The organism is Azospirillum sp. 11R-A, from assembly GCF_049472615.1.
In the GTDB taxonomy this organism is placed as follows: domain Bacteria; phylum Pseudomonadota; class Alphaproteobacteria; order Azospirillales; family Azospirillaceae; genus Azospirillum; species Azospirillum palustre.
In genome coordinates, this window is sequence record NZ_JBCEBL010000040.1 from 45,680 (window position 1) to 68,820 (window position 23,141).

Annotated in this window: 18 protein-coding genes; 11 read left to right on the forward strand and 7 right to left on the reverse strand. The window is 69.4% G+C overall.

Translation table 11 applies throughout. The features are described 5' to 3' along the window. Positions 1-195: 195 nt before the first annotated feature. Positions 196-1,425, forward strand: coding sequence for an ROK family protein (locus VH569_RS32690; RefSeq protein WP_423321135.1), 1,230 nt, complete (start codon positions 196-198; stop codon positions 1,423-1,425). Here VH569_RS32690 and VH569_RS32695 read toward each other — a convergent pair. The 3 genes from VH569_RS32695 to VH569_RS32705 all read right to left on the reverse strand — a co-directional run bounded on the left by VH569_RS32695 (position 1,403) and on the right by VH569_RS32705 (position 6,213). Beyond that, a complete protein-coding gene (locus VH569_RS32695) occupies positions 1,403-3,505 on the reverse strand; it encodes a methyl-accepting chemotaxis protein (protein ID WP_423321136.1) in 2,103 nt (700 codons plus the stop codon). The genes VH569_RS32690 and VH569_RS32695 overlap by 23 nt on opposite strands. Before the next feature lie 378 nt (positions 3,506-3,883). Further along, positions 3,884-5,308: a DUF5666 domain-containing protein gene (locus tag VH569_RS32700; RefSeq protein WP_423321137.1), complete on the reverse strand. Its 1,425-nt coding sequence runs from the start codon at positions 5,306-5,308 to the stop codon at positions 3,884-3,886. Beyond that, positions 5,305-6,213: a DUF6502 family protein gene (locus VH569_RS32705; protein WP_423321139.1), complete on the reverse strand. Its 909-nt coding sequence runs from the start codon at positions 6,211-6,213 to the stop codon at positions 5,305-5,307. The genes VH569_RS32700 and VH569_RS32705 overlap by 4 nt, the downstream gene beginning before the upstream one ends. A 350-nt stretch (positions 6,214-6,563) precedes the next feature. Between VH569_RS32705 and VH569_RS32710 the strand changes: the two genes are divergently transcribed. Continuing rightward, positions 6,564-7,265 carry a hypothetical protein gene (locus tag VH569_RS32710; RefSeq protein WP_423321140.1) on the forward strand — a complete coding sequence of 234 codons (702 nt, stop codon included), beginning with the start codon at positions 6,564-6,566 and terminating at the stop codon, positions 7,263-7,265. Between the two features lie 72 nt (positions 7,266-7,337). On the opposite strand, the gene ptsP is transcribed toward VH569_RS32710, so the two are convergent. After that, on the reverse strand, positions 7,338-9,929 hold the full coding sequence (gene ptsP, locus VH569_RS32715; protein ID WP_423321142.1) for a phosphoenolpyruvate--protein phosphotransferase: 2,592 nt from the start codon (positions 9,927-9,929) through the stop codon (positions 7,338-7,340). Positions 9,930-10,260: 331 nt separating this feature from the next. On the opposite strand from ptsP, the gene ptsG reads away from it, so the two are divergent. The 5 genes from ptsG to VH569_RS32740 all read left to right on the forward strand — a co-directional run bounded on the left by ptsG (position 10,261) and on the right by VH569_RS32740 (position 15,203). Continuing rightward, a complete protein-coding gene (gene ptsG / locus VH569_RS32720; protein ID WP_423321144.1) occupies positions 10,261-12,045 on the forward strand; it encodes a PTS glucose transporter subunit IIBC in 1,785 nt (594 codons plus the stop codon). Between the two features lie 179 nt (positions 12,046-12,224). Next, positions 12,225-13,298: an SIS domain-containing protein gene (locus VH569_RS32725; RefSeq protein WP_423321146.1), complete on the forward strand. Its 1,074-nt coding sequence runs from the start codon at positions 12,225-12,227 to the stop codon at positions 13,296-13,298. After that, positions 13,298-14,458 carry an N-acetylglucosamine-6-phosphate deacetylase gene (nagA, locus tag VH569_RS32730; protein WP_423321148.1) on the forward strand — a complete coding sequence of 387 codons (1,161 nt, stop codon included), beginning with the start codon at positions 13,298-13,300 and terminating at the stop codon, positions 14,456-14,458. Before VH569_RS32725 ends, nagA begins: the two co-directional genes overlap by 1 nt. 104 nt (positions 14,459-14,562) lie before the next feature. Beyond that, positions 14,563-14,853: a toxin-antitoxin system TumE family protein gene (locus tag VH569_RS32735; protein WP_423321149.1), complete on the forward strand. Its 291-nt coding sequence runs from the start codon at positions 14,563-14,565 to the stop codon at positions 14,851-14,853. Beyond that, a complete protein-coding gene (locus tag VH569_RS32740; RefSeq protein ID WP_423321151.1) occupies positions 14,850-15,203 on the forward strand; it encodes a hypothetical protein in 354 nt (117 codons plus the stop codon). The genes VH569_RS32735 and VH569_RS32740 overlap by 4 nt, the downstream gene beginning before the upstream one ends. An 18-nt stretch (positions 15,204-15,221) precedes the next feature. On the opposite strand, the gene VH569_RS32745 is transcribed toward VH569_RS32740, so the two are convergent. Both VH569_RS32745 and VH569_RS32750 read right to left on the reverse strand, forming a co-directional pair. Beyond that, positions 15,222-15,887, reverse strand: coding sequence for an HAD-IA family hydrolase (locus VH569_RS32745; RefSeq protein ID WP_423321152.1), 666 nt, complete (start codon positions 15,885-15,887; stop codon positions 15,222-15,224). A gap of 49 nt (positions 15,888-15,936) precedes the next feature. Further along, complete coding sequence (locus VH569_RS32750) at positions 15,937-16,695, reverse strand: GntR family transcriptional regulator (RefSeq protein ID WP_423321154.1); 759 nt, start codon at positions 16,693-16,695, stop codon at positions 15,937-15,939. 221 nt (positions 16,696-16,916) lie between these two features. On the opposite strand from VH569_RS32750, the gene VH569_RS32755 reads away from it, so the two are divergent. Next, positions 16,917-17,825 carry an N-acetylmuramic acid 6-phosphate etherase gene (locus VH569_RS32755; RefSeq protein ID WP_423321156.1) on the forward strand — a complete coding sequence of 303 codons (909 nt, stop codon included), beginning with the start codon at positions 16,917-16,919 and terminating at the stop codon, positions 17,823-17,825. Between the two features lie 59 nt (positions 17,826-17,884). Next, positions 17,885-19,351 (forward strand): N-acetylglucosamine-specific PTS transporter subunit IIBC, encoded by a 1,467-nt coding sequence (gene nagE, locus VH569_RS32760; RefSeq protein WP_423321158.1) that lies wholly within the window; start codon positions 17,885-17,887, stop codon positions 19,349-19,351. 83 nt (positions 19,352-19,434) lie between these two features. Here nagE and VH569_RS32765 read toward each other — a convergent pair whose 3' ends face one another. After that, positions 19,435-20,190, reverse strand: a complete 756-nt coding sequence (locus tag VH569_RS32765; RefSeq protein WP_423321160.1) for a GntR family transcriptional regulator — start codon at positions 20,188-20,190, stop codon at positions 19,435-19,437. Positions 20,191-20,481: 291 nt separating this feature from the next. Between VH569_RS32765 and VH569_RS32770 the strand changes: the two genes are divergently transcribed. Both VH569_RS32770 and VH569_RS32775 read left to right on the forward strand, forming a co-directional pair. After that, positions 20,482-21,486, forward strand: a complete 1,005-nt coding sequence (locus VH569_RS32770) for an ABC transporter ATP-binding protein (protein WP_423321161.1) — start codon at positions 20,482-20,484, stop codon at positions 21,484-21,486. Between the two features lie 58 nt (positions 21,487-21,544). Continuing rightward, entirely contained in the window at positions 21,545-22,858 is a 1,314-nt protein-coding gene (locus VH569_RS32775; RefSeq protein ID WP_423321162.1) for an ABC transporter substrate-binding protein, read from the forward strand. The last annotated feature ends 283 nt before the right edge of the window (positions 22,859-23,141 follow it).

A 23,141-nucleotide genomic window follows, 5' to 3' on the forward strand; every position in this document is an offset into this window, starting at 1 on the left:
CCATGACGTTTCTCCCACTGCGAAGCGTGTCGTCCCTTCGTCGGCCCGAAAGCCGGGAGACGCCGCTTCGTTCGTTGGGCTGATGGTAAGCCTGCCGCTTTGGACAGACAATGGCCGACTTCGAACATAATTTGGCAAAAGTGGGTGAGGTGTGATAGGGAAGGAGACACGCGTCGTTCGGAAAGGCACTCGTCGATGGTTGACTGGCAGCGTCTGTCGGACGGCGAGCGCGCCCTGCTGGAGCGGCTGTTCTGGGCGGGCGGCCTGTCGCGGGGCGAACTGGCGGCGTCGGTCGATTTTTCCAAGAGCAAGGCAAACCTTGCGATCTCCAGCCTGATCGGGCGTGAGCTGATCGAGGAGGGCGGGGTGCAGCCTTCGTCGGGCGGCCGGCGGCCGGAGGTGCTGCGGCTGAGCCATCGGATGGGGGTGCTGGCGGGAATCGACATCGGCGCCACCAGCATCGACGTGGCGTTGCTCGCCCCCGACATGACGGTTCTGGACCATCGGTCGGAAGCGGCTGACGTGCGCGACGGCCCGGCGGCGGTGTTCGGGCGGGTGCGGGATTTGCTGCGCGAGGCGCGGGAGCGGATGGGGATCGGGCCGGCGCGGGTGCTGGGCATCGGCGTCGGCGTGCCGGGACCGGTCGCCTTCGACAGCGGCATGCTGGTCAACCCGCCGCTGCTGCCGGGGTGGGAGACCTTTTCGATCCGCGAATTCCTGGCGGAGGAGTATGCCGCCCCGGTCTTCGTCGACAACGACGTGAACATCATGGCGCTGGGCACGCACTGGCGCCTGCGCGGCCAGCTTCAGAATTTCCTGGTGATCAAGATCGGCACCGGCATCGGCTGCGGCATCATCTGCCACGGTTTGGTCTATCGCGGGCGGGACGGGTCGGCGGGTGATGTCGGCCATATCTGCGTCGATCCGCAGGGGCCGGTCTGCCATTGCGGCAATGCCGGCTGCGTCGAGGCGATGGCGGCCGGGCCGGCCATCGCGCGCATGGCGGAGGAGGCGGCGCGGGGCGGCGAAAGCCCGCGGCTGATGGAGTTGCTGGAGCGCAACGGCGCGCTGACCACGGTCGATCTCGGCAACGCCAGCCGGGCGGGGGATGCGGCGGCCACCGCCATCGTCCAGCAGGCCGGCGGCGATATCGGGCGGATGCTGGCCGCCGTGGTGAACTTCTTCAATCCGTCGCACATCTTCATCGGCGGCGGCGTCGCGCGGATCGGGCCGCTGCTGCTGGCCTCGATCCGGCAGAGCGTCTATCGGCGCTCGCTCGCCCTCTCCACCCGGCATCTCGACATCCAGTATGTGCCGGAGGTCGAGAGCGCCGGGGTGATCGGCGCCGCGGTGATGGCGGTGCAGGAAACCATGCTGGCCGGACCGACGACGGGAACCGGCGTCACGCCGCCCGCACGGCGGTGATGAAGGAGGTCACCTCGCCGCGCAGGGTTTCGGCCTCGCGGGCAAGGCTGCTGGCGGCGTCCAGCACCTCGGTGGCGGCGGAGCCGGTCTCCAGCACCGCGTGGTTGACGCCGACGATGGTGGAGGACACCTCGGTGGTGCCGCGCGCGGCCTCCGTCACGTTGCCGGCGATGTCGCGGGTGGCGGCGCCCTGTTCCTCGATGGCGGCGGCGATGGTGGTGGTGATCTCGCTGATGCGGCCGATGGTCTGGCCGATGCCGTGGATGGCGTCCTGGGCGCCGCCGGTGGCCTGCTGAATCTCCTTCACCTTGGCCTGGATCTCGTCGGTGGCGCGGGCGGTCTGGCTGGCCAGCGCCTTCACCTCGCCGGCGACGACGGCGAAGCCCTTGCCGGCCTCTCCGGCGCGGGCCGCTTCGATGGTGGCGTTGAGCGCCAGCAGGTTGGTCTGCGCTGCGATGCTGTTGATCATCTCCACCACATGGCCGATCTGGTCGGCCGCCTCCACCAGCGTGCGCATGGTGCTGTTGGTCCGTTCGGCCTGGGTCACCGCCTCGCCCGAGATGCGGGTGGAGGCGGCGATCTGCCGGCCGATCTCCAGGATGGAGGCCGACAGCTCCTCGGTCGCCGACGCCACGGTCTGGACGTTGACGGACGCCTGTTCGGAGGCCGCGGCGACGGCGGTCGCCTGTGCGCTGGCATGGCTGGCGGTGGTCGACATGGCGCCGGCGGTGCCCTGCATCTCGGTGGCGGCCGATGCCACCGTCTCGACGATGTGCATGGCCTTGGCGTCGAAATCGCGCATCAGCGCTTCCAGCCGGGCGGCCCGCGCCTCCTTGGCGGCCTGTTCGCGGGCCTGCTCCGCCGCCAGACGGTCGGCGGTCAACATGCTGTCGCGGAAGACGGTGACGGTCGCCGCCATGCCGCCGATCTCGTCGGCGCGGCCCAGGCCGGGGATGGCGACGGCCATGTCGCGGTCGGCCAGACGCCGCATCGCCTCGGTCATCGAGCGGATCGGATCGCTGACCCGGCGCTTGGCGACGACCATGCCGATGACGGTCAGCAGCACGGCGGCCACCACCAGCAGGCCGGCGATGACGGCATCCTGCGTCGCACCCGCGGCCTGCGCATCGGAACGGACGACCATGCGGTCCACCGCCGCCTGGGCGGCGTCGACGATGTAGCCCTGGCTGGCGGTATCCTGCTGGCGCAGGGTGCCGATTTCGACCGGAGACTTGCGGCCTTCGGCCAGAGCGGCGAGCACCGCCTTGCGCTGTTCGACCAGCGGGCCTTCGAAATTCACCTTGGCCTTTTCGACTGCCTCGCGAATCTGGTCCGGCGTATCGGGACGGGAGGCCGATTCCCTGACCAGGGCCCAGGCCTGACCGGTGCGGCCGATGGCCTCCGCCACCGCATGTGCATCGGCCTGCGTCCAGGCTTGGCCGGTGGCGACCGCGGTCTGGATGCGCAGCGCCATGCCGCCGGCATTGAGCCGGGTGTTCCAGGCGGCGCGCTTGATGCCGAGCAGATGGTCGATCATCGGATCGGCCAGTTTCAGCGATCCGTCCAGCAGATCGGTCGCGGTGGTCAGCGCGTCGAGATAGGCGACCGGCGCCGTCGCCCAGGCTTCCGCCACCGCCGGATCGCGGGCGGGTTTGCGCTGGCGCAGCGCGCCATCGGCCTGTCGGCGCAGGGCCGCCAGCGTGTCGTGGGCGGTGCGCAGCGTTGCGGCGGCCGCCGGCAGGCCGGGCAGGTCGAGTGCGTCCAGCTTGGCGGCGATGGCGGCGTAGCCGCTTTCCGCCACCGCACGGTTGGCGGCGATGTCGCGCAGTTCGGCGTCGCCGGCCGGCTCCTCCGCCCCCAGCGCCGGGCCGACCAGTCCGCGCTCCAGCCGGATCGCCAGCAGCGTGCGCAGCAGGTCGCGGCTGGTCTCGCTGAGAGTGGCGACACGCTGGGCGTTGCGGGTGCGGTCGACGACGTCGATCAGCGTGACACTGCTGGTGGCGATCAGCAACAGCCCCAGCGCGGCGACGACGAGTCCAAGGGTGGCGCGGATCGACAGCCGCGAAAGGAGCGAGATCATGGTCTGGTCCTGTCTGTGCGAAGAGTTGGAGCCGTTGCGGACGGCGCGACACCGTTTCCCCTGCAGGGCGGGCCGGTCGAACGGGCGGATCTTGAAAACCGGTTAGGGCCTAAACCGAAGACGATAATGGAAACCGACTTTGCGGTTTCGGTTCAGCCCCGATTGACAATGGCGCCGGTCTTCCGCGACGGCTTTCCTCCGACGTTGATATATTAATATGCTAATGCGGATAAGGTCGAGAATGCAGGCAAAATCCAAATCTGGATCAAAATGCCGCAGCGCTTCGAGAGCGGGGTCAAAGGCGTCTTTCAGGCTTTTAAAATAAATACTTAAGTCCAGGGCGCGGTGTTATTTGCACGCATCGGTCGCTGTGCTTGATCAAAAATGCCCGCCGCGACCTCCATCCGGCCCACCACCGAACCCTCCGCCGAACCCTCCTCTTGGGCCGCCGTGGGGCGAACCGCCATCGCCCGGCATGGAGCCCCGTCCCCGGCCGGGGCCGCCGAACCCTCCCCCGAACCCGCCGCCGGTCGGGGCGGCGGTGGAGTCCGGCGAGGCGCCCGCGGAAGAGGGCGGACTGGCCGCACGGGCGGCTCCGGAGGCGGAGGTGCCGTCCGGGCTGGAGTTGGGGCCGGCAGCAGGCCGCTGACCGGCGGCCGGGCCGCCATAGGGGCCACCATAGGGCCCGCCATAGGGGCTGGGTGGCGCGCCCCATCCCGGATGGGTGCGCACGCCGTCGACCGGTCCTTCCGGCCCCTCCATGCCTGGTGCGTCCTGCCCCTGGGGGCCGTCGGGGCGCATGCCTGCCCGTGCCAGCCCGGCCGCACGGGCGGCGGGATCGGCGCCGTCGAGCGACCGGCCGCCCAGGCGCGCGGCGCCGAAGGACCGGCTGCGGTCGATTCCGCCGCCGGACGTCACCACGCTGTCGATCACCACGCGGGCGGGTGCGGCTCCGCCGTCGGGCCGGCCGATGCGCGGGCCGCCCGGACTCGTCGTCTGCCCGGAGGCATCGACATAGGTTTCGATCGACAGGGCGCTGACCGTGCTGCCGAAGGGGTTGAAGGGATCGGCCTCCACCGCGAGCGCCGCGGCGGGATCGGGCTTGCCGGCGACGCGCACGATGCTGCCCACCGCCGGGAGGGCACCGGTCAGGCTCCGGCCGCGGGAGAGCGTCAGCCCGGCAACGGTCAGCGTCTTCGGTGTCACGGAGTCCAGCCGACCACGCAGGACCCAGCCGCGCGCCGGTTCCCAGGGATCGACGCGGCTGGCGTCGATCACCCCATCCGGCCGGCGCAGGCCCGAGATCGCGACCCAGCGTCCGGGGGTGAGCGCCGTGGTGCCCTCCGCGTCGGCGAGGTCGATGCGCTGTCCCAGCACCAGAGCGCTAGGGGCGCCGCCGGCCGTCGCCCGTTCCACCGGACCGGCGACGGCGAAGCGCACCTCCAGCGTCTGCGCCGTCAGGCCGGTCGGCCCGCCCGGGGCGGCGGTCATGGCGACCGTCTGGCCGATCCGCACGTCGCCGGGCTGGGCCGGCCGGCCCTCGATCCGCACCGGGGTCGTCGGCGGCAGATCGACCCGCAGGCCGTTGACCCAGACGCTGCCGAAGGCGGTGACGGTTCCGACGATGCCGGTACTGGTTATGCCGGTGCCGCCGATTCCGCGGTCGGCGACGGAAACGCCGGTGCCGCCGATACCGCGATCCGCCACTCCGCCGTCCCGGTTCGGGGAGGGACCGCAGCCGGCGGCGGCCAGCATCAGCGTCAGCAGCAGCGTGCGAGCCAGGGGGGTGAAGTTGCGGATCACGATGCCGCCGCTCCCTCGCCGGACCCGGCATCCTGCCGCGCAGGATCGGCGGCCTCTTCTTCGTCATAGAGGTAGAGGCCGGCGGTGAAGCGGTGGCCGGCATCGTCGCGGCCGGCGTCGCCATCGGCGAGATCGGCCGCCAGGCGGTTCAGCTCGACCAGCATCGCCATGCCCAGCCGGTCAGCCTCCCGCCGCAGGACGGCGACCGAGTCGGGACTGAGCCGGTCATAGGCGAGCGCCCGCTCCAGGAACGGCGGCGCGCCGCCCGCCAGATTGTGACCGGACGCCGCCAGATGGTCGGCAAGGTTGCGGCCGTAATAATAGGCGAGCTTGTCGAGATCGCCGCGCGGCACATGCGCCGCCTCGGCAAGGTCGAGCAGCCCGTCCGGCCGCACCGTCACCAGTCCGGCATGCAGAAGCTCGTCCAGCAGGGCGCGCGGGCGGATGTCCTTGCTGATGCCGGTCACCAGCGTTTCGAAGCTGGCTTCGCCATCGGAAACGCGGGGCAGGGGGCGGGGGCGGCCATCGGCGTCGAGGAAGGCGGCTTCGGTCAGCCAGCGGCTCAGCACCTGCGCGCCCAGCGACGGGGCGGCGGCGGCGGCGGCCTCCGCGACCGGCGGCGCGCTGCGGATCTGGCTGACGTCCTTGCGGTGGACGCCGGTCAGCAGGGTGATGCGGCTGTCGCTCATCGGTTTTCCGGGCAGCGCGAAGCCGCGCTCCGCCACCTCGACATACACCGACTTCAGAAGGTTCGCCAGCATCGGCCAGGAAATGCCGAAGCCGATCAACGTCCGCACCAGCGGAACCAGCAGCCGGCGCACCGCCGTCAGCAGCGCCGGCGGCGGTGCCGCCCCGGTGCTGCCGGCCACTGTCGGGCGGTCTGGTTCGGGGCTGCGGATCGGCACGCGCCTGACACTCCGGCGGTTGGGGACTGGGTCCGGCATCGATCTGAGGACCGACGTGACAATAGCGCGGCGGAAGGGAAAGGGAATCACCTTTTCGCTTGATGTGGGAAATTTTCCCACGCATCATGCCGGGCATGCGACGGTCGCCGTGGCTGCGCAATGTCACGAGGACCGCCAAGGTCCGCCAAGGTTTAAGGAGCGGCCGTCCGGCCGTAGCCCGCATGAGCCTGTCATCGTTCGATCATCAGCCCGCCCGCCAGCACGCCGGCCGGGACTGTCCATCCCCCGCCATGGCGCGCGGGGCGCAGAGCCTGCCGCCGGTCCTTCCCTTCCGAACGCGAGCGTCCGACATGGCGTCGTCCATCGCCCGTCACGCGGTCACCAACCGGTCCGCTTTGATCCGCAACTGCCTGTTCGGGGTGGCGGCGAACCTGCTGGTGGCCGGCAGCGCGCTGTATGCCCGGCCGTTGCAGGACGCCCTGTGGGTGGGGGGCGACGACGGCAGCCTTCTTCTGCTGGTGGCCGTGGCGCTGAGCCTGTTCGCCCTGCATGCGATGCTGGAGTTCGCGCAATCGCGGGAACTGGCGCGGCTGGTGCCGTCGGGTGCCGCCACCGGGTGGCTTCAGCGCCTGTGGGTGCTGGAGGCGGCATGGGCGCCGGTCCATCTGGCGGTGCTGGCGCTGGTGAGCCCGCTGATGGGTGCCATGGCGCTGGCTGGAGTCGCGGCGCTGGCGGCGATGATCGCGGTGGGGGCGACCGGGCCGGCGAACGCTGCGGGCGGGCAGTCGCAGCTCGCACGGCTCGCCGGTGCCGACAGCTTCGGCTGCACCGACGGCTTCCTCGCCGGGCTGGGCTTCTGCGAAACGGTCTATCGTGTGCTGATCGTCGGGCTGGGTGCGGCGCTGCTGATGCGCGGCGACCTGACGCCGGGGCTGTTCGTCGCCGCATCGCTGATCGGTATCGCCGCGATGCGTGCCGCCGCCCGGAGTGCCGCCCGTTGGCATGGCGGCCGGCAGGCGGCGGCGGTGCTGCTGATGGCCGGGCGGGTGTGACGGTTCTTCGATAACGCATCAAAAAGCCGGCACGCCCAGCGATGGGCGGCCGGCTTTTTCCGTTTCAGGACCTCAAAGCGCCGGCCAGCTCTCCGCGACCAGCCGGCGGACCTCGTCGGCGCTGTCGGTGCCGAGGGCGGCTTCGGCGACGCGGCGGCAATCCTCCATGCGCAGGGTGCGGATGAACGCCTTCAGGTCGGCAATCACCGCCGGGGTGGCCGACAGTTCGGTGACGCCCAGCCCGATCAGCAGCGGCGCCGCCATCGGGTCGGAGGCGGAGCCGCCGCACACCGCGACCACCCGGTCGTGGGTCTTCGCCCCCATCACCGCAAGGCGGATCAGCCGCAGCACGCCCGGATGCAGCGCGTCGAGCTGGGCCGCCACATGCGGGTTGCCGCGGTCCATCGCCAGCACATACTGGGTCAGGTCGTTGGTGCCGACGGACAGGAAGTCGGCCACCGCGCCGATGCGGTCGGCGATCAGGGCGGCGGCCGGCACCTCGATCATCGCCCCCAGCTCGATTGGTTCGGTCCGGCCGAGCTTTGCCCGCTCCTCGTCCACCATCGCCCGCACCGCCTGGAGTTCGGACGGCGAGGCGATCATCGGCACCATGATGCGGCAGACGCCGACCGGCTTCACCCGCAGGATGGCGCGGATCTGCGCCCGCAGAAGCTCCGGCTCGCGCAGGCCGACGCGGACGCCGCGCAGGCCGAGCACCGGGTTCTCCTCCTTCGGCAGTGGCAGATAGGACAGCGGCTTGTCGCCGCCGACATCCAGCGTGCGGATCACCAGCGGCCGGCCTTCCAGCGCATCGGCGATCTGCTGGTACTGCTGGTACTGCTCATCCTCCGTCGGGGCGGACTGGCGTTCCAGGAACAGGAACTCGGTGCGCAGCAGGCCGCAGCCCTCGGCACCCTCCACCACCGCGCCGGGGGCGTCGCTGACCCGGCCCAGATTGGCGAACACCTCGATCCGCGTGCCGTCGGCCATCCGGCACTCCTCGCGGGAGGTGAGGCGGTTCTCCTCGCGGCGCGCCGTGCGGGCGGCGACGGCGGTCCGGGTTGCCGCCAGCGTGTCCTCCGGCGGGAAGACCAGCAGCTCGCCGCGGTTGCCGTCGATCACCACGGGGGCGCCGTCCGGCACCCGCTCCGCCTGCCGGCCCAGCGCCACCACGGTGGGCACGCCCAGCGCCGCTGCCAGGATGACGGCGTGGGAGGTCGGGCCGCCATGCGCCATGCCGATCCCGGCCAGCCGTCCGGCCGGAACCCCGGCGAGGTCGGAGGGCAGGATCTCGTCGGCCAGGACGATGCTGCCGGCCGGCAGTTCGGCCAGCCCGACGTCGGGGCCCTTGCCGGACAGGGCGGTCAGCACCTGCTGTTCAAGGTCGCGCAGGTCGGCGGCGCGTTCGGCCATGCGGGGGTCGGCGAGGGCGGCCAGAGCGTCGGCCTGGAGGCGCGCCGTGCGCTGCCAGGACCATTCGGCGCTCTTGCCGGCCCGGATGTCGGCGAGCGCGCCGTCCAGCAGTTCCGGATCGTCCAGAAGCTCCCGGTGGGCCTGGAAGATGGCGGCATGTTCGGGCATCCGCTGCGCGGATTGCGCCAAGCCGGCGACGACCTGCTCCAGCGCCCGGCGCAGGCGCGGCTCCTCGATATCCGGGCCGGCGCCCTGTTCGACCACGCGCACGGCGCTGCGGAACCGGCGGACGACGGCGCCGACCGCCTGTCCCGGCACGGCGATGGTGCCCTTCAGCAGCACCTCCTCGCCGGGGGCGAAGGGGGGGGCGACCTCTTCCTCGGCGGCCGGCTGGGCCGGGGCGGGGGCGGCAGGGGGGGCAACCGGCGCGGCCTGCGAACCGGCACCGGCGGCCACACCGGCGACGACCGGATCGCCCAGCCCGCCTTCGATCAGCACGGCGATGCTCTCCGCCATGTCCTGGGCGCCGGGGCCGGCGGCGCGCACCGTCAGCCGGTCGCCGAGCATTGTGCCGAGCCCCATCAGGGCGACCACGCTCTTGGCGTTGGCGCGGCGGTCGCGGCAGTGGATGGTGACGGTGCCGGGATAGGCCTTGGTCGCGGCGACCAGGGCCGCGGCCGGCCGGGCATGCAGCCCGCTGGCGATGGGCAGCACGACGCTCCGCTCGCCGGTTTCTCCCGAGCCGTCTTCTCCCGAGTCGGGGCCGGCGGCGGGAAGTCCGGCATCGGCGCCGCTGCCGCCACGGACGGTCATCGCCGCGTCGCCGGCGGCGATCTCGCGATCCACCGACAGGCCGTCGACGGTGTAGCCGTCATTCACCACAACCATCATGCTGACCAGGCTCTGCGCCCGGCTTCCCACCAGATCCATGTCGAAGCTGATCAGGCGGTCGCCGGTCTTCACCGATTGCCCGTCCTGGACATGGGCGGTGAAGCCCTCGCCGTTCAGGCCGACGGTGTCGACCCCCAGATGCAGCAGAATTTCCGCCCCGCTGGCGGTGCGGACGGTGCAGGCATGGCGCGCCCGGTGGACCGACAGCACGGTGCCGTCGCAGGGGCTGCGCAACTCGTTCACCGTGGGGTCGATGGCCATGCCGGTTCCGACCAGCCCCTGGGCGAAAGCGGGATCGGGCACCTCGGACAGCGGCATGGCCCATCCGGCCAGCGGAGCTGCAAGCGTGATCGCGGTCATGTGGTTTGGTCCTCTTTTCTTATCGCCAGACCGCAGCGGGCATCCCCTGGCGGGCGTCTCCTGTATCGGACGCCGTCTGTGCGCAGACGCCGCATAGCCCAAGCGCAATTCTCGTCATATGTTATCGAAAGATCCCGTCCGGGAAAGGCGGAAGCCTGCGGCCAATCCGCGCCCCGCATGGCGCATCGGGGATAAGCCGCAAGCTTGCCCGGCACGCTATGTCGCCTATGTCGTGAAACCTGAACATGGGTCAGGTTGTATTCCCACCCAGGGCCGACCCATCCGGAACCCAGGATGTCGCCGCCGCCGGACAATTTGCGGGAGAGCCGCCATGGCAATGAACCCCTTTGCGTTTCTACAGAAAATCGGCAAGTCGCTGATGTTGCCGGTGGCGGTTCTTCCCGTCGCCGGTCTGCTGCTGGGTATCGGCGCGGCGAACTTCGAATGGATGCCGCCGCTGCTGTCGATGCTGATGAAGAATTCCGGCGACGTGATCTTCGGCAATCTGCCGCTGATCTTCGCCATCGGCGTGGCGCTGGGCTACACCGAGAATGACGGCGTGTCGGCCATCGCCGCCACCATCGGCTATATCGTGATGCTCGCCACGCTGGGCGTGATGACCGGGGTCTGGGGCATGGAGCCGAAGACCATCATGGGCATCAAGTCGATGGAAACCGGCGTGTTCGGCGGCATCCTGGCCGGCGGGCTGGCGGCGGCGATGTTCAACCGCTTCTACAAGATCGCGCTTCCGGCCTATCTCGGCTTCTTCGCCGGCAAGCGCTTCGTGCCGATCATCACGGCGCTGGCCGCCATCGTGCTCGGCATCGTGCTGTCGGTGGTCTGGCCGCCGGTGCAGGAGGGCATCAACAGCTTCTCGCGCTGGGCGGCGGTGAACGATCCGCGTCTGGCCGCGACCATCTACGGCTTCGTCGAACGCCTGCTGATCCCCTTCGGCCTGCACCATATCTGGAACGTGCCCTTCTTCTTCGAGATCGGGTCCTTCCAGAACGCCGCCGGGCAAGTGGTCCATGGCGACATCGCCCGCTATTTCGCCGGCGACCCGACCGCCGGCATCCTCTCCGGCGCCTTCCTGTTCAAGATGTTCGGCCTGCCGGCCGCGGCCATCGCCATGTGGCACACCGCCAAGCCGGAGAACCGGGTGCGCGTCGGCGGCATCATGGTGTCCGCCGCACTGACCTCCTTCCTGACCGGCATCACGGAACCCATCGAGTTCAGCTTCCTGTTCCTGGCGCCGGTGCTGTACCTGATCCATGCGATGCTGGCGGCGACCTCGCAGTTCATCATGAACTCGCTGGGCGCCCATATGGGCTTCACCTTCTCGCAGGGCGGCATCGACTTCGTGCTGTTCAACGCGCTGAGCCCGCTGTCGCAGAAATGGTGGCTGGTGCTGATCCTGGGGCCGGTCTATGCGGCGATCTACTATGTCGTGTTCCGCTACACCATCCTGGCACTGAACCTGAAGACCCCCGGCCGCGAGGACGCGACGGAGGAAAGCGTCAGCACCGCCACCGGCAGCGAGCGGGCGCGCGACCTCGTGCTGGCCTTCGGCGGGCGTGGCAACATCAGCAATCTGGACGCCTGCATCACCCGCCTGCGCGTGGTGGTGAAGGACCCGGCTCGCGTCGATGACGGCAAGCTGCGCGGCATGGGCGCGTCCGGCGTCCTGCGGGTGCGCGACAGCGTGCAGGCGGTGTTCGGCACCCTGTCGGAGAATCTGAAGACGGAGATGCAGGAATATCTGCACAGCGCCGGCGCGGAAGCCGACGGTCCCGCCGCAGTGGCGGCGCCGGTCGCGGCCAAGCCGGTATCCGCTCCGGCCGCGGCGCCGGTCCCGACCGACCGCGCCGCCCGCATCGCCGAGGCGCTGGGCGGCGCCGGCAACATCAAGGAACTGGCCGCCTTCGCCACCACCCGTCTGCGGGTCGAGTTGAGCGACGCCGGCAAGGCGAATGCCGAGGCGCTGAAGCGGGCCGGCGTGCGCGCGGTGATGGGGCTGGGCGCCAACGGCCTCGACCTGATCGTCGGCAACGACGCCGACGCGCTGGTGGGGGCGATGACCGGCATGCTGCCGGGCGGACGGCGCGCCGCCGAATAGCGGGCATCCTGTCTGGTATTTGAGTGGTTTTATCGTGCGGCGCGACCTTTCCCGGGTCGCGCCGCTTTTCTTTTCCGCATTGCGGCGGCTGTCGTGATGCGATTCCACCAATGGACGCTGGCCTCCGGCGCAATAAGGTCTTACATTGGTATCTATACCAGTCAATCGCGAGCGCCGCCATGACCGATCAGGGCATTCCAGAGTTCAACGCCTCCCGCTCCACCTCGCTGATGGCCCCGCTGATGGCGGTGGAGGCGGCGGAGGCACCCGCCGCGGTGGCCCGGCAGATCGAACGGTGTGGCGCCGGCTTCGCCGAATTGGGCGAACGCCTGCGCCGCGAGCCGCCGCGGTTCGTCGTCACCTGCGCCCGCGGCAGTTCCGACCATGCCTCGGCCTACGGCAAATATCTGATCGAGACGCGGATCGGGCGGGCGGTGGCCTCCATCGGGCCGTCCATCGCCTCGGTTTATGGCGGGCATCTCAGCCTGGAGGGGGCGCTGTTCATCGCCGTTTCGCAGTCGGGCCGCAGCCCGGACCTGCTGCGGCTGGTGGAGGCGGCGAAGGCCGGCGGTGCGCGGGTGGTCGGCTTCGTCAATGCCGAGGACTCGCCGCTGGCGGAGATGTGCGACCATTTCCTGCCGCTGGCGGCCGGGCCGGAGCGCAGCGTCGCCGCGACGAAATCCTGCATCGCCTCGCTGGCCGCTTATCTGCAGCTGGTGGCGCACTGGCAGGACGATCCGGCCCTGAAGGAGACGCTGGCGGCCCTGCCCGCCACGCTGGAGTCGGCGAAGGCGCTGGACTGGAAGCCGGCGCTGATGCCGCTCGCCACCGCGCAGAACCTCTATGTGCTGGGGCGCGGAGTCGGTTTTGGCGCGGCGCTGGAGATGGCGTTGAAATTCAAGGAAACCTGCCGTTTGCATGCCGAGGCCTTCAGCGCTGCGGAGGTGGTCCACGGTCCGCTGGCGCTGGTCGGCCCCGGTTTCCCGGTGCTGGCCCTGACCCAGGCCGACGCGGCGGAGCCGCACACCCGCGCGGTGGTGGAGCGCATCGTCGGGCTGGGCGCCGCTGTCGCCACCACCGAACCGGGGCTAGCGGGAACCACGCTGCTGCCGAGCCTGCCGGGGATTGCGCCGGAGGCGGCGCCGCTGGCGGCATTGCAGAGCTTCTACGGCGCGGTCTATGAACTGGCGCTGGCCCGCGGCATCGACCCCGACAGCCCGCCCAACCTTGCCAAAGTGACGAAGACCGTCTGATGCGACAGCTCCTGACCGGTGCCCGGATTTTCACGGGCGAGACCATTCTCGACGGCCGCAGCCTGCTGGTCGCCGATGGCCGCATCCTCGACATCGTGGCACCCGGCCGCACCCCGCCGGAGGTCGAGCGGACGGTGGCGCTGGAGGCCGGCGACCTGCTGGCGCCCGGCTTCCTCGACATCCAGGTCAATGGTGGCGGCGGCGTGCTGTTCAACGAGCAGCCGACGGCGGACGCGACGCTCGCCATCGCCGCGGCGCACCGGCGCTTCGGCACCACCGGGTTGTTGCCGACCATCATCACCGACACCCCCGACTGCCACCGTGCCGCCGCCGAAGCGGCGGTGACGGCGGTGGCCAAACCGGGTAGCGGCGTGCTCGGCATCCATTTCGAAGGGCCGTTCATCAGCCCGCAGCGGGTCGGCGCCCACGACCCGCGCTTTGTCCGCGCGCCGGACGAGGGCGATCTCGCCTTCATCGGCGGGCTGCCGGCACGGATGCCGGGCGGCCGGGTGCTGCTGACCCTGGCGCCGGAATGCGTGGAGGACGTGGCGCTGTCCCGGCTGATGGCCGCCGGGGTGATCCTGTCGGTCGGTCATACCATGGCGAGCGCCGAGCGGGTGGTGGAGGCCTTCGATCTCGGCGTGCGCGGGGTGACGCACCTCTACAACGCCATGCCCGGCATCGCCAACCGCCAGCCCGGCCCGGCCGGGGCGGCGCTGGGCGACGGGCGGCCCTGGTGTGGGCTGATCGCCGACGGGCATCACGTTCATCCGCTGATGATGCGCGCCGCGCTGGCCGCCCGGCCGCGGGGCCGGATGATGCTGGTGACCGACGCCATGCCGCCGACCGGCACCGACGCGGATCGCTTCGAGCTGAACGGCCGGACGATCTACCGGCGTGACGGGCGGCTGGTGCTGGCCGACGGCACTCTGGCGGGGGCCGACCTCGACATGGCGACGGCGGTGCGCAATGCGGGGACGCTGATCGGCCTGCCGCTGGAGGAGTCGCTGCGGATGGCGTCGCTCTATCCGGCCGAATTCTTAGGCATGGCGGGCGAGCGCGGGCGGATCGCGCCGGGCTGGCGGGCCGATCTGGTGCTGCTGCGGCCGGACCTGACGGTGCGCGGGACTTGGGTCGAGGGGGAGTGGCGGGGGACTTGATCATCTGAATCGCGATCTCCCAACAATCCTTGTTTATGGCATTTGACGCCATATGCCTTTTGATGCCATGATCTACCATATCAGTGACGGGGATGCGCTGTTCCGTGCCAAAGGCTGAACTGCTCTTCAAGGAGCGCCGCGAGTTGGCTGGAGGAGCCGTCATAGAGGTGAAGATCTGGAGGGTTCCGGCTCCCGTTCCGCCATCGCAACACCCGCTCAAATATTCTCTCGTTTACATCGTCAACGGTGAGCGCGTGGTCGGGTACGACAATGAGCGGGGCAAGGGCGACCATCGGCATTATGGACTGCGCGAGGAGCCCTATCGCTTCATCTCGCCGGAGCAGCTGATTACGGACTTTCTGGCCGATGTTAGGACCGCGGGAGGCGATGTATGAGCGACCTACAGATCCATGTCGGCGACAGTGCTGAAGAGTTCGCCGGCCGTTTCTCGGACGCGTGGCGCCGGGCCGAGCGCGGAGAGCCGGTCAGCGAGCGGCACCTGTCCTTCGACAGCTTCGAGACGCTGGCTCGCGCGCTGACACCCAAGCGGTTGGAACTGCTCCGGCATCTGCACCGGGCGCCGGCCGCCAGCATCAATGCTCTTGCCAAGGCGGTGGGCCGCGACTATCGCCGCGTGCATGAGGATGTCGAGGCGCTGGTCGCTGCCGGTCTTGTCGATCGCGAGGAAGGCGGTACCGGGTTGACCGCGCCGTACGACGCGATCTCTACCCGGATCGCCTTGTAGAGATTTCTTTGGAGGGCGTCAGCCCACGGCCACGATCTCCAGCCCATCCTCGTCCACGCGCACCCGCAGCGCCGTCAGGTCGGGCAGGGACAGGTTGCCGTCCAGTTCATGCGCTGCCAGCGTCGTGGTCAGTCCGATCACCCAGGCGCCTGCCGCGTTGCCGGCGGCCAGTCCCGCCGGAGCATCCTCGAACACCACGGTGTCGCGCGGGTCGAAGCCCAGCGTCTCGGCGGCGGTGCGGTAGCCTTCGGGGTGGGGCTTGCCCTGGGTGACGTTGTCGGCGCCGATCAGCAGGTCGGGCAGGGGCAGGCCGGCCTGGGCGATGCGCTTCCGCGCCATGTCGTGCGGGGCGGAGGTGACCACCGCCCAGCGGTGGCGCGGCAGCGATTGCAGAAGCTCCAGCGCGCCGGGAACCGCGCGCACGCCTTCGGTATCGCCGGTGTAGCATTCCTCCACCAGACGCACCTCCTCGTCGATGTCGGCACCGGCGGGGGCGAAGCGGCGGACGGTCTCGATGCTGCGGACGCCGTGGCAGACGGCCAGGATCGCCTCGGGATCGAGATCGTGCCGGGCGGCCCAGGCGCGCCAGGAGCGCTCAACCGGACCCTTGGTGTCGATCAGGGTGCCGTCCATGTCGAACAGGATGGCGCGGACGCGGAACGGGGTATCAAGGGCAGGCTTCATCGCTCGCTCTCGTTGGAATCGTCGGTGTGGGACGGAATGGTCCGGGGGATCAGACCAGCGACAGCTCCACGACGAAGTCATAGGCGTCGCCGCGGTAGTGGGAACGGACGAACTCCAGCGGGGTTCCGTTTTCCAGGAAGGTGCGGCGCTCAATGTAGAGGGCGGGGGCGCCGTCGGGAACCCCCAGAAGCGTCGCCTGATCCGTCGGCAGGCGAATGGCAGACAAGCGTTGCAGCGCGCGGAAGGGCGCATGGCCGCGCCCGCGCAGAGTCTCGTACAGGGACCCCTGCACCAGATCGGGATCGGGCAGGAAGCTGGTCGGCAGGGCGCTGAGTTCGATGGCGAGCGGGGTGCCGTCGGCCAGACGCAGCCGGTGCAGCCGCACCACCTCCGCCCCCGGGCGCAGGCCCAGCGCCATCGCCTCCTCCGGCGTGGCGGTGGCGACCGAGCGGCTGAGCCAGCGCGAATCCGGCTTCAGCCCGCGTCCGCCGATGTCCTCGGTGAAGCTGGTCAGGGCGGACAGCCGCTGTTCCACATGGGGGCTGCGGTTGATGAAGGTGCCGGCCCCCTGGCGCTGGTGCAGCAACCCCTCGGCGATCAGTTCGCGCAGGGCCTTGCGCACGGTGACGCGCGACACGCCGAAGGTCTCCGCCAGCTCCCGCTCGCCGGGAAGGGCGTCCTGGTCGGTCAGCCTGCCTTCGACGATCAGCGTCCGCAGATGCCGCGCCAATTGCAGGTACAGCGGCAGGGGCAGGGCATCCGACAGGGCGGTCGGGTCGAACGGGGCCGCGGCGGCGGCAGTGGACATCGGCAACCACTCCAGTGCTCCAGGACCGGCATGATACCACTGAAAGGCCTTTGGGCAACAGGCGCCGGACGGGATGCAGAGGTGCAAGCACAATTACAACCAGTTTCAGATTGCGGAATGTCCGGATTTTGGTATTCTGCGCATACAGTCCAATCTAATACCACCAACCAGACAACACCAACCCCCGGACCATGGGCCGGGGCGACAGCGGAGCCGGAACGATGGCGGGCGGCACGGAAGATGCGGCGAACCGGTACAGCCGGCTGGACGTGTGGCCGGCTGCCGAACTGATGACGGCCCTGTGGGAGGGCCAGACGCGCGCACTCGCCGCCTGCGCTCCCGCCTTGCCGCTGGTCGCCGCGGCCGTGGAGGCTGCCGCGGATCGTCTGGCCGCGGGACGCGGCCGGCTGGTCTATGCCGGGGCCGGATCGTCGGCGATGGTCGCGGCGCTCGACGGGCTGGATCTGGGGCCGACCTTCGATTGGCCGGCGGAGCGGCTGGTGCTGCTGATCGCCGGCGGGCTCGACCTGTCGCGCGGGCTGGCCGGCGCGGCGGAAGATGACGAGGGGGCAGGACGGGCCGATGCCGCGCGGGCGGGCGTTTGCGCCGACGACGTGGTGGTCGGCCTGTCGGCCAGCGGCGCCAGCGCCTACACCGTCGGTGTCCTGCGCGCAGCAAGGGAGGCGGGGGCCCTGACCATGGGAATCGCCAGCAGCGCCGGTTCCCCCCTGCTGGACGCGGTGGAGCATCCCGTGCTGACCGCGACGGGGGCCGAAGTGATCGCCGGATCGACCCGGCTCGGCGCCGGAACCGCGCAGAAGGTGGTGCTGAACCTGTTTTCGACCGGCGTCATGACGGCGCTTGGCAATGTCTACGACAATTTGATGATCAATGTCCGGCCGGAGAATGCCAAGCTCCGCCGCCGCTGCACCGCCATGGTCGCTCGCATCGCCGGCGTGGACGAGGATGCTGCCGGTGCGGCGCTGGAACGGCATGGCGACGTGCGCCGCGCCGTTCTGGGGCTGGCCGGGCTGGAAGCGCCTGAGATCGACCGGCTGCTGACCGGGACCGGCGGCAATTTGCGCCGCGCGATGGAACAGGCCTGGTCGGGGGCCAACACGCAAGAATGACCAACATGCGAGGCCCGGCCCCCTTGAGGCCGGAGCCCATTGCACTGGGAGACGTCCGAATGTCTGCTGATCGTTTGTCGGGCGACCGTTTTTCGGGCGTCCAGAGGCTGGGGCGGGCGCTGATGCTGCCGATCGCCGTGCTGCCCATCGCCGGGTTGCTGCTGCGCATCGGCCAGCCCGACCTGCTGAATATCGCCTTCATCGCTGCGGCGGGCGACGCCGTCTTCTCCAACCTGGGCGTCCTGTTCGCCGTCGGCATCGCCATCGGCTTTGCGCGTGAGAACCACGGTGCCGCCGGGTTGGCCGGCGCCGTCGGCTATTTCGTGGCGGTGAAGGGGGCGGTGGTGCTGAGCGGCGTCGCGCCGGATCTGGTGGCGAAGATGTCCAGCCGCATCAGCATCCCGGTCGGCATCCTGATCGGCATCATCGCCGGCCAGCTCTACAACAAATACAAGGACATCAAGCTGCCGGACTATCTCGCTTTCTTCGGCGGGCGGCGCTTCGTGCCCATCGTCACCGGTCTGGCGGCGCTGGGGATCGCGCTGATCTTCGGCTATGGCTGGCCCGTCGTCGATTCAGGACTGACCGCGCTGACCACCGGCGTGCTGGGGCTCGGCAAGATCGGCCTGTTCCTCTATGGCGTGCTCAACCGCATCCTGATCATCACCGGCCTGCACCACATCATCAACAACATCGCCTGGTTCCTGCTGGGCGATTACCAGGGCGTCACCGGCGACCTGAACCGCTTCTTCAAGGGCGATCCGACCGCCGGCGCCTTCATGTCCGGCTTCTTCCCGGTGATGATGTTCGGCCTGCCGGCCGCCTGCCTCGCCATGTACCACACCGCCAAGCCGGAGAACCGGGCGGCGGTCGGCGGCGTGCTGCTGTCGATGGCGCTGACCGCCTTCCTGACCGGTGTGACGGAACCGGTGGAATTCGCCTTCATCTTCCTGGCGCCCGCGCTGTTTGCCGTCCATGCCGTGCTGACCGGCCTGTCGATGGTGCTGATGGACGTGCTGAACGTGAAGCTGGGCTTTGGCTTCTCGGCGGGCCTGTTCGATTATGTGCTGAACTATGGCAAGGCGACCAACCCGATCCTGCTGCTGCCGGTGGGGGCTGCTTATTTCGCCATCTATTACGGGCTGTTCCGCTTCGTCATCCAGCGCTTCGACCTGAAGATGCTGGGCCGCGACGACATCGCCATTCCCGCCGGTCAGGCGCCGGCCGCCACCGGTGTCCGGCCTGCCGCCGCCGGCATTGCGCCGGTCAGCGACCGGGCCGGCGCCTATGTCGCGGCGCTCGGCGGTGCCGGCAACCTGCGCTCGGTGGAAGCGTGCACCACCCGCCTGCGCCTGAACGTTGCCGACGCCAGCCGGGTGAACGAGGTGGAGTTGAAGCGCATCGGCGCCCGCGGCGTGGTGAAGCCGTCGGCCAATTCGGTCCAGGTGATCGTCGGTCCGATTGCCGACCAGTTGGCGGGCGAGATCCAGGATTCGTTGAACGCGTCGGCGGGCTTGCGGGTCTGATCGAAGGCACTCCGGTTCCAACATTGGAAAGCCCCGGTTCCTTGTGGAACCGGGGCTTTCCGTCTTTTGAGGCCTCTGTACCGTCAGGCGGGTTCGGGTTCGTCGGCGAAGATCGCCTTCAGGTCGATGCGGGTGTCGGTCTTCGCCTCGAGATCCAGCTGGCGCTCGACCTCGTCGAGATGTTCGATCATCAGGGCGGTCGCCTCGCCGGAGCGGTTGCCGATCAACGCGGCGATCAGGCGGCGGTGATCGTCGGCGGAGCAGGTGTGCGACGACCGCCGCTCGAACGCCGCGATGGCAAGGCTGGAGCGGTCGATCAGGTCGGTCAGAATGCCGGCCAGCGTCGCGTTTCCGGCGAACTCGGCCAGCAGCAGGTGGAACTGGCCGGACAGGCGGATCATCGCCTTGCGGTCGGCGGCGCGTTCCGCCGCGTCCTCCAACGCGCCATGGCCGCGCAGCCTCTCCAGCATGTCGTCGGACAGCGGGCGGGGCAGCCGCTCCAGCCGCTCCATGATCGCGCGTTCGATCACCCGGCGCGCCTCGAACACCTCGCGCGCCTCTTTCGGCGACGGCTTGGCGACGAAGGCGCCACGGTTGGGGATCAGCGTCACCACCCGCCGCTGTGCCAGCAGAAGCAGCACCTTGCGCACCCGTTCGCGGCTGACGCCGAAGGCTTCGGCCAGGCTTTCCTCCGTCAGCTTGGTGCCGGGCGGCAGGCGACGGTCGGCAATGGCCTCCCCGATGCTGCGGACGATGCGGGATTCCGCGCTGCCGCGCGGCGCGCCGGTGCGGGCGAGAGGAGTGCGGCGGGCTGGCTTGGCGGCGGCGGCGGTGGTCATGGGCGGGGAAGGTGCTTTTACCGGAGTGCGGGAAATGTATCGCAGATTGTGCACAAAGCGGGCCAGCGAGGAAACTGCAATCGCGTGAGCAGGATGCTGGTGAACGCCCTGGTCAAAAGTGCCTAAAACCGCGCCACTGCGCCGAACTGCTGCACAAATGCCGCGCCTTTGCGCAGAAGGCGGCCATGGGACCGGCGGATTTCCGCCATTTGGTCGTTGGCACGCTGGATGCAAAAGGCGGAACGGTCACAAACGACCGCGCAGATTGTGCACAATTCTGGAGGCCCTTCGATGACGGCAGGTTCGACGGTCGAGCTGGTGAAGCTGCGCAAGGCCTATGGAGCGACCGTGGCGGTGGACGGCATAGACCTGCGGATCGTCGCCGGGTCCTATTGCTGCCTGCTGGGGCCGAGCGGCTGCGGCAAGACCTCCACCCTGCGGATGATCGCCGGGCACGAGGACATCACCGACGGCGACCTGCTGATCGGCGACACGGTGGTCAATGACGACCCGCCGGCCAAGCGCGGCACCGCGATGATGTTCCAGAGCTACGCCCTGTTCCCCCATCTCGACTGCACCGACAACGTCGCCTTCAGCCTGAAGATGAAGGGCGTTGCGAAGGAGGAGCGGCGGCGCCGGGCGGCCGGGATGCTGGACCTCGTCGACATGGGCAAATATGCCGGCCGCCTGCCGTCGCAGCTGTCGGGCGGGCAGCAGCAGCGCGTGGCGCTGGCCCGTGCGCTGATCACCCGGCCGGGCGTGCTTCTGCTGGACGAACCGCTGTCGGCGCTCGACCCCTTCCTGCGGGTGCGCATGCGGGAGGAGCTGAAGCGCCTGCACCGCGACATCGGCATCACCTTCATCCACGTCACCCACAGCCAGACCGAGGCGATGGCGCTGGCCGACCTTGCCGTGGTGATGAACCAGGGCCGGATCGAACAGGCCGGGCCGCCACGCGAGCTGTTCAACCAGCCGCGCACTGCCTTCGTCGCCCGCTTCATCGGCGGCCACAACGTCATCGAGGGGGGAGTTGTGGGCGACGCCGGCCGCTGTGCCGTCCGGACCGACCGCATCCAGCTCGGCGGGGCCGACATGCCGAGCGAAATCCAGGTGGAGGGCACGGTGCGCTCGCTGGAGTATCACGGTGCCTCGGTCCATCTCAGCCTCGATGTCGCCGGTGCTGACGAGTTCGCCGTCGTGCTGGACGAGGCCCGCTATTTCGATGCCCCCGTCGGCGTGGGCGACCGCGTGCGTGCCGGATGGAGCCGCCGCGACATCCACCCGCTGGTGGCGTGACCTTTTTCAAAAACCGCTCATCAAAAAACAACACGACGAACAGACTGGAGGCTCAGCGATGACCGACACCCGTACTCCTTCGAAGTCCGCGACGCTGTCGACCGGCGTCAGCCGCCGCACCCTGCTGAAGGGCACCGCCGCCGTGGCCGGTGCCGCCGTCGGCTCGGGCGCCATCACCGGCTTTCCGACCATCTGGGCGCAGAACATCAAGAACGTCACGCTGCGCCAGTTCGGCACCGGCGTGTCGAACCTGAACGCCGTCGCCGACAAGGTGAAGGAGGATCTGGGCTTCACCCTGCAGATGACGGCGCTGGATTCCGACGCGGTGACGCAGCGCGCGGTGACCCAGCCGAAGTCCTACGACATCGCCGACATCGAATACTGGATCGGCAAGAAGGTGTTCCCGGCCGGCGTCATGCAGCCGATGGACGTGAAAAAGATCAAGAACTTCGACAAGATCGTCCCGATCTTCATCACCGGCAAGCTGACACCCGACAGCGCCATCGCCCAGGGCACCGCCCCCCACACCGTCGGCTTCGTCGAGGGCAAGGACAGCACCAAGTTCGCCAAGGCGCCGACCGAGTGGATGACGCTGATCCCGACCATCTACAACGCCGACACGCTGGGCATCCGCCCCGATCTGGTCGGCCGTCAGATCTCCAGCTGGAAGGATCTGCTGGACCCCGCCTTCAAGGGCAAGGCGTCGCTGCTGAACATCCCGTCCATCGGCATCATGGACGCCGCCATGGTCTGCGAGGCGATGGGCGAGGTCAAATACGGCGACAAGGGCAACATGACCAAGGAGGAGATCGACAAGACCCTCAAGATCATGACCGACGCCAAGAAGGCCGGCCAGTTCCGCGCCTTCTGGAAGACCTTCGACGAGAGCGTCAACCTGATGTCGTCGGGCGAGGTCATCATCCAGTCGATGTGGTCGCCGGCCGTCGCCGCCGTGCGCGCCAAGGGCATTCAGTGCGTCTACCAGCCGCTGAAGGAAGGCTATCGCGCCTGGGGCGGCGGTCTCGGCATCGCCAAGCATCTGAGCGGGCTGGAGCTGGACGCCGCCTATGAATACATCAACTGGTATCTGTCGGGCTGGGTCGGCGCCTATCTGAACCGCCAGGGCTATTATTCGGCCGTGCTCGACACCGCCAAGCAGCACATGTCGCCGGAGGAATGGGCCTTCTGGATGGAGGGCCAGCCGGCCAAGGCCGACATCCTCAGCCCCGAAGGCAAGGTGATGGAAAAGGCCGGCGCGGTGCGCGACGGCGGCTCGTTCCAGGACCGCATGGGCCGCGTCGCCTGCTGGAACGCGGTGATGGACGAGGACCGCTACATGGTCCGCAAGTGGAACGAGTTCATCGCGGCCTGACCTTTGCGATTGCCAGCCATTCCCTCTCCCCCCTGGGGAGAGGGTTAGGGTGAGGGGGACGCGCGGCGAGGATCTTCAAGCGTCGCGCACTCTCCGCTCCCTATTGAACCCACCCTGTGCAGGGGGGGGGGGNTCACGGCCGCCTCCGGCAGGGTGCGGCGTCGCCGCCTGCTGCCGCGCGTGGCGCCCTATCTCCAGGCGGCACCGCTGACCGTCATGCTGCTGCTGTTCCTGCTGGTGCCGATTCTGACCATCGTCGTCGTCAGCTTTTGGGATTACGACA

What these genes read in the sequence shown, in the direction of transcription:
- VH569_RS32750 (WP_423321154.1), bottom strand. Translation starts at nt 16,695, where the DNA reads ATGTCCACTGCCGCCGCCGCGGCCCCGTTCGACCCGACCGCCCTGTCG.
- VH569_RS32710 (WP_423321140.1), top strand. Translation starts at nt 6,564, where the DNA reads ATGGCGTCGTCCATCGCCCGTCACGCGGTCACCAACCGGTCCGCTTTG.
- VH569_RS32765 (WP_423321160.1), bottom strand. Translation starts at nt 20,190, where the DNA reads ATGACCACCGCCGCCGCCGCCAAGCCAGCCCGCCGCACTCCTCTCGCC.
- VH569_RS32740 (WP_423321151.1), top strand. Translation starts at nt 14,850, where the DNA reads ATGAGCGACCTACAGATCCATGTCGGCGACAGTGCTGAAGAGTTCGCC.
- nagE (WP_423321158.1), top strand. Translation starts at nt 17,885, where the DNA reads ATGTCTGCTGATCGTTTGTCGGGCGACCGTTTTTCGGGCGTCCAGAGG.
- ptsG (WP_423321144.1), top strand. Translation starts at nt 10,261, where the DNA reads ATGGCAATGAACCCCTTTGCGTTTCTACAGAAAATCGGCAAGTCGCTG.
- VH569_RS32695 (WP_423321136.1), bottom strand. Translation starts at nt 3,505, where the DNA reads ATGATCTCGCTCCTTTCGCGGCTGTCGATCCGCGCCACCCTTGGACTC.
- ptsP (WP_423321142.1), bottom strand. Translation starts at nt 9,929, where the DNA reads ATGACCGCGATCACGCTTGCAGCTCCGCTGGCCGGATGGGCCATGCCG.
- VH569_RS32690 (WP_423321135.1), top strand. Translation starts at nt 196, where the DNA reads ATGGTTGACTGGCAGCGTCTGTCGGACGGCGAGCGCGCCCTGCTGGAG.
- VH569_RS32770 (WP_423321161.1), top strand. Translation starts at nt 20,482, where the DNA reads ATGACGGCAGGTTCGACGGTCGAGCTGGTGAAGCTGCGCAAGGCCTAT.
- VH569_RS32775 (WP_423321162.1), top strand. Translation starts at nt 21,545, where the DNA reads ATGACCGACACCCGTACTCCTTCGAAGTCCGCGACGCTGTCGACCGGC.
- VH569_RS32745 (WP_423321152.1), bottom strand. Translation starts at nt 15,887, where the DNA reads ATGAAGCCTGCCCTTGATACCCCGTTCCGCGTCCGCGCCATCCTGTTC.
- VH569_RS32755 (WP_423321156.1), top strand. Translation starts at nt 16,917, where the DNA reads ATGGCGGGCGGCACGGAAGATGCGGCGAACCGGTACAGCCGGCTGGAC.
- VH569_RS32725 (WP_423321146.1), top strand. Translation starts at nt 12,225, where the DNA reads ATGACCGATCAGGGCATTCCAGAGTTCAACGCCTCCCGCTCCACCTCG.
- nagA (WP_423321148.1), top strand. Translation starts at nt 13,298, where the DNA reads ATGCGACAGCTCCTGACCGGTGCCCGGATTTTCACGGGCGAGACCATT.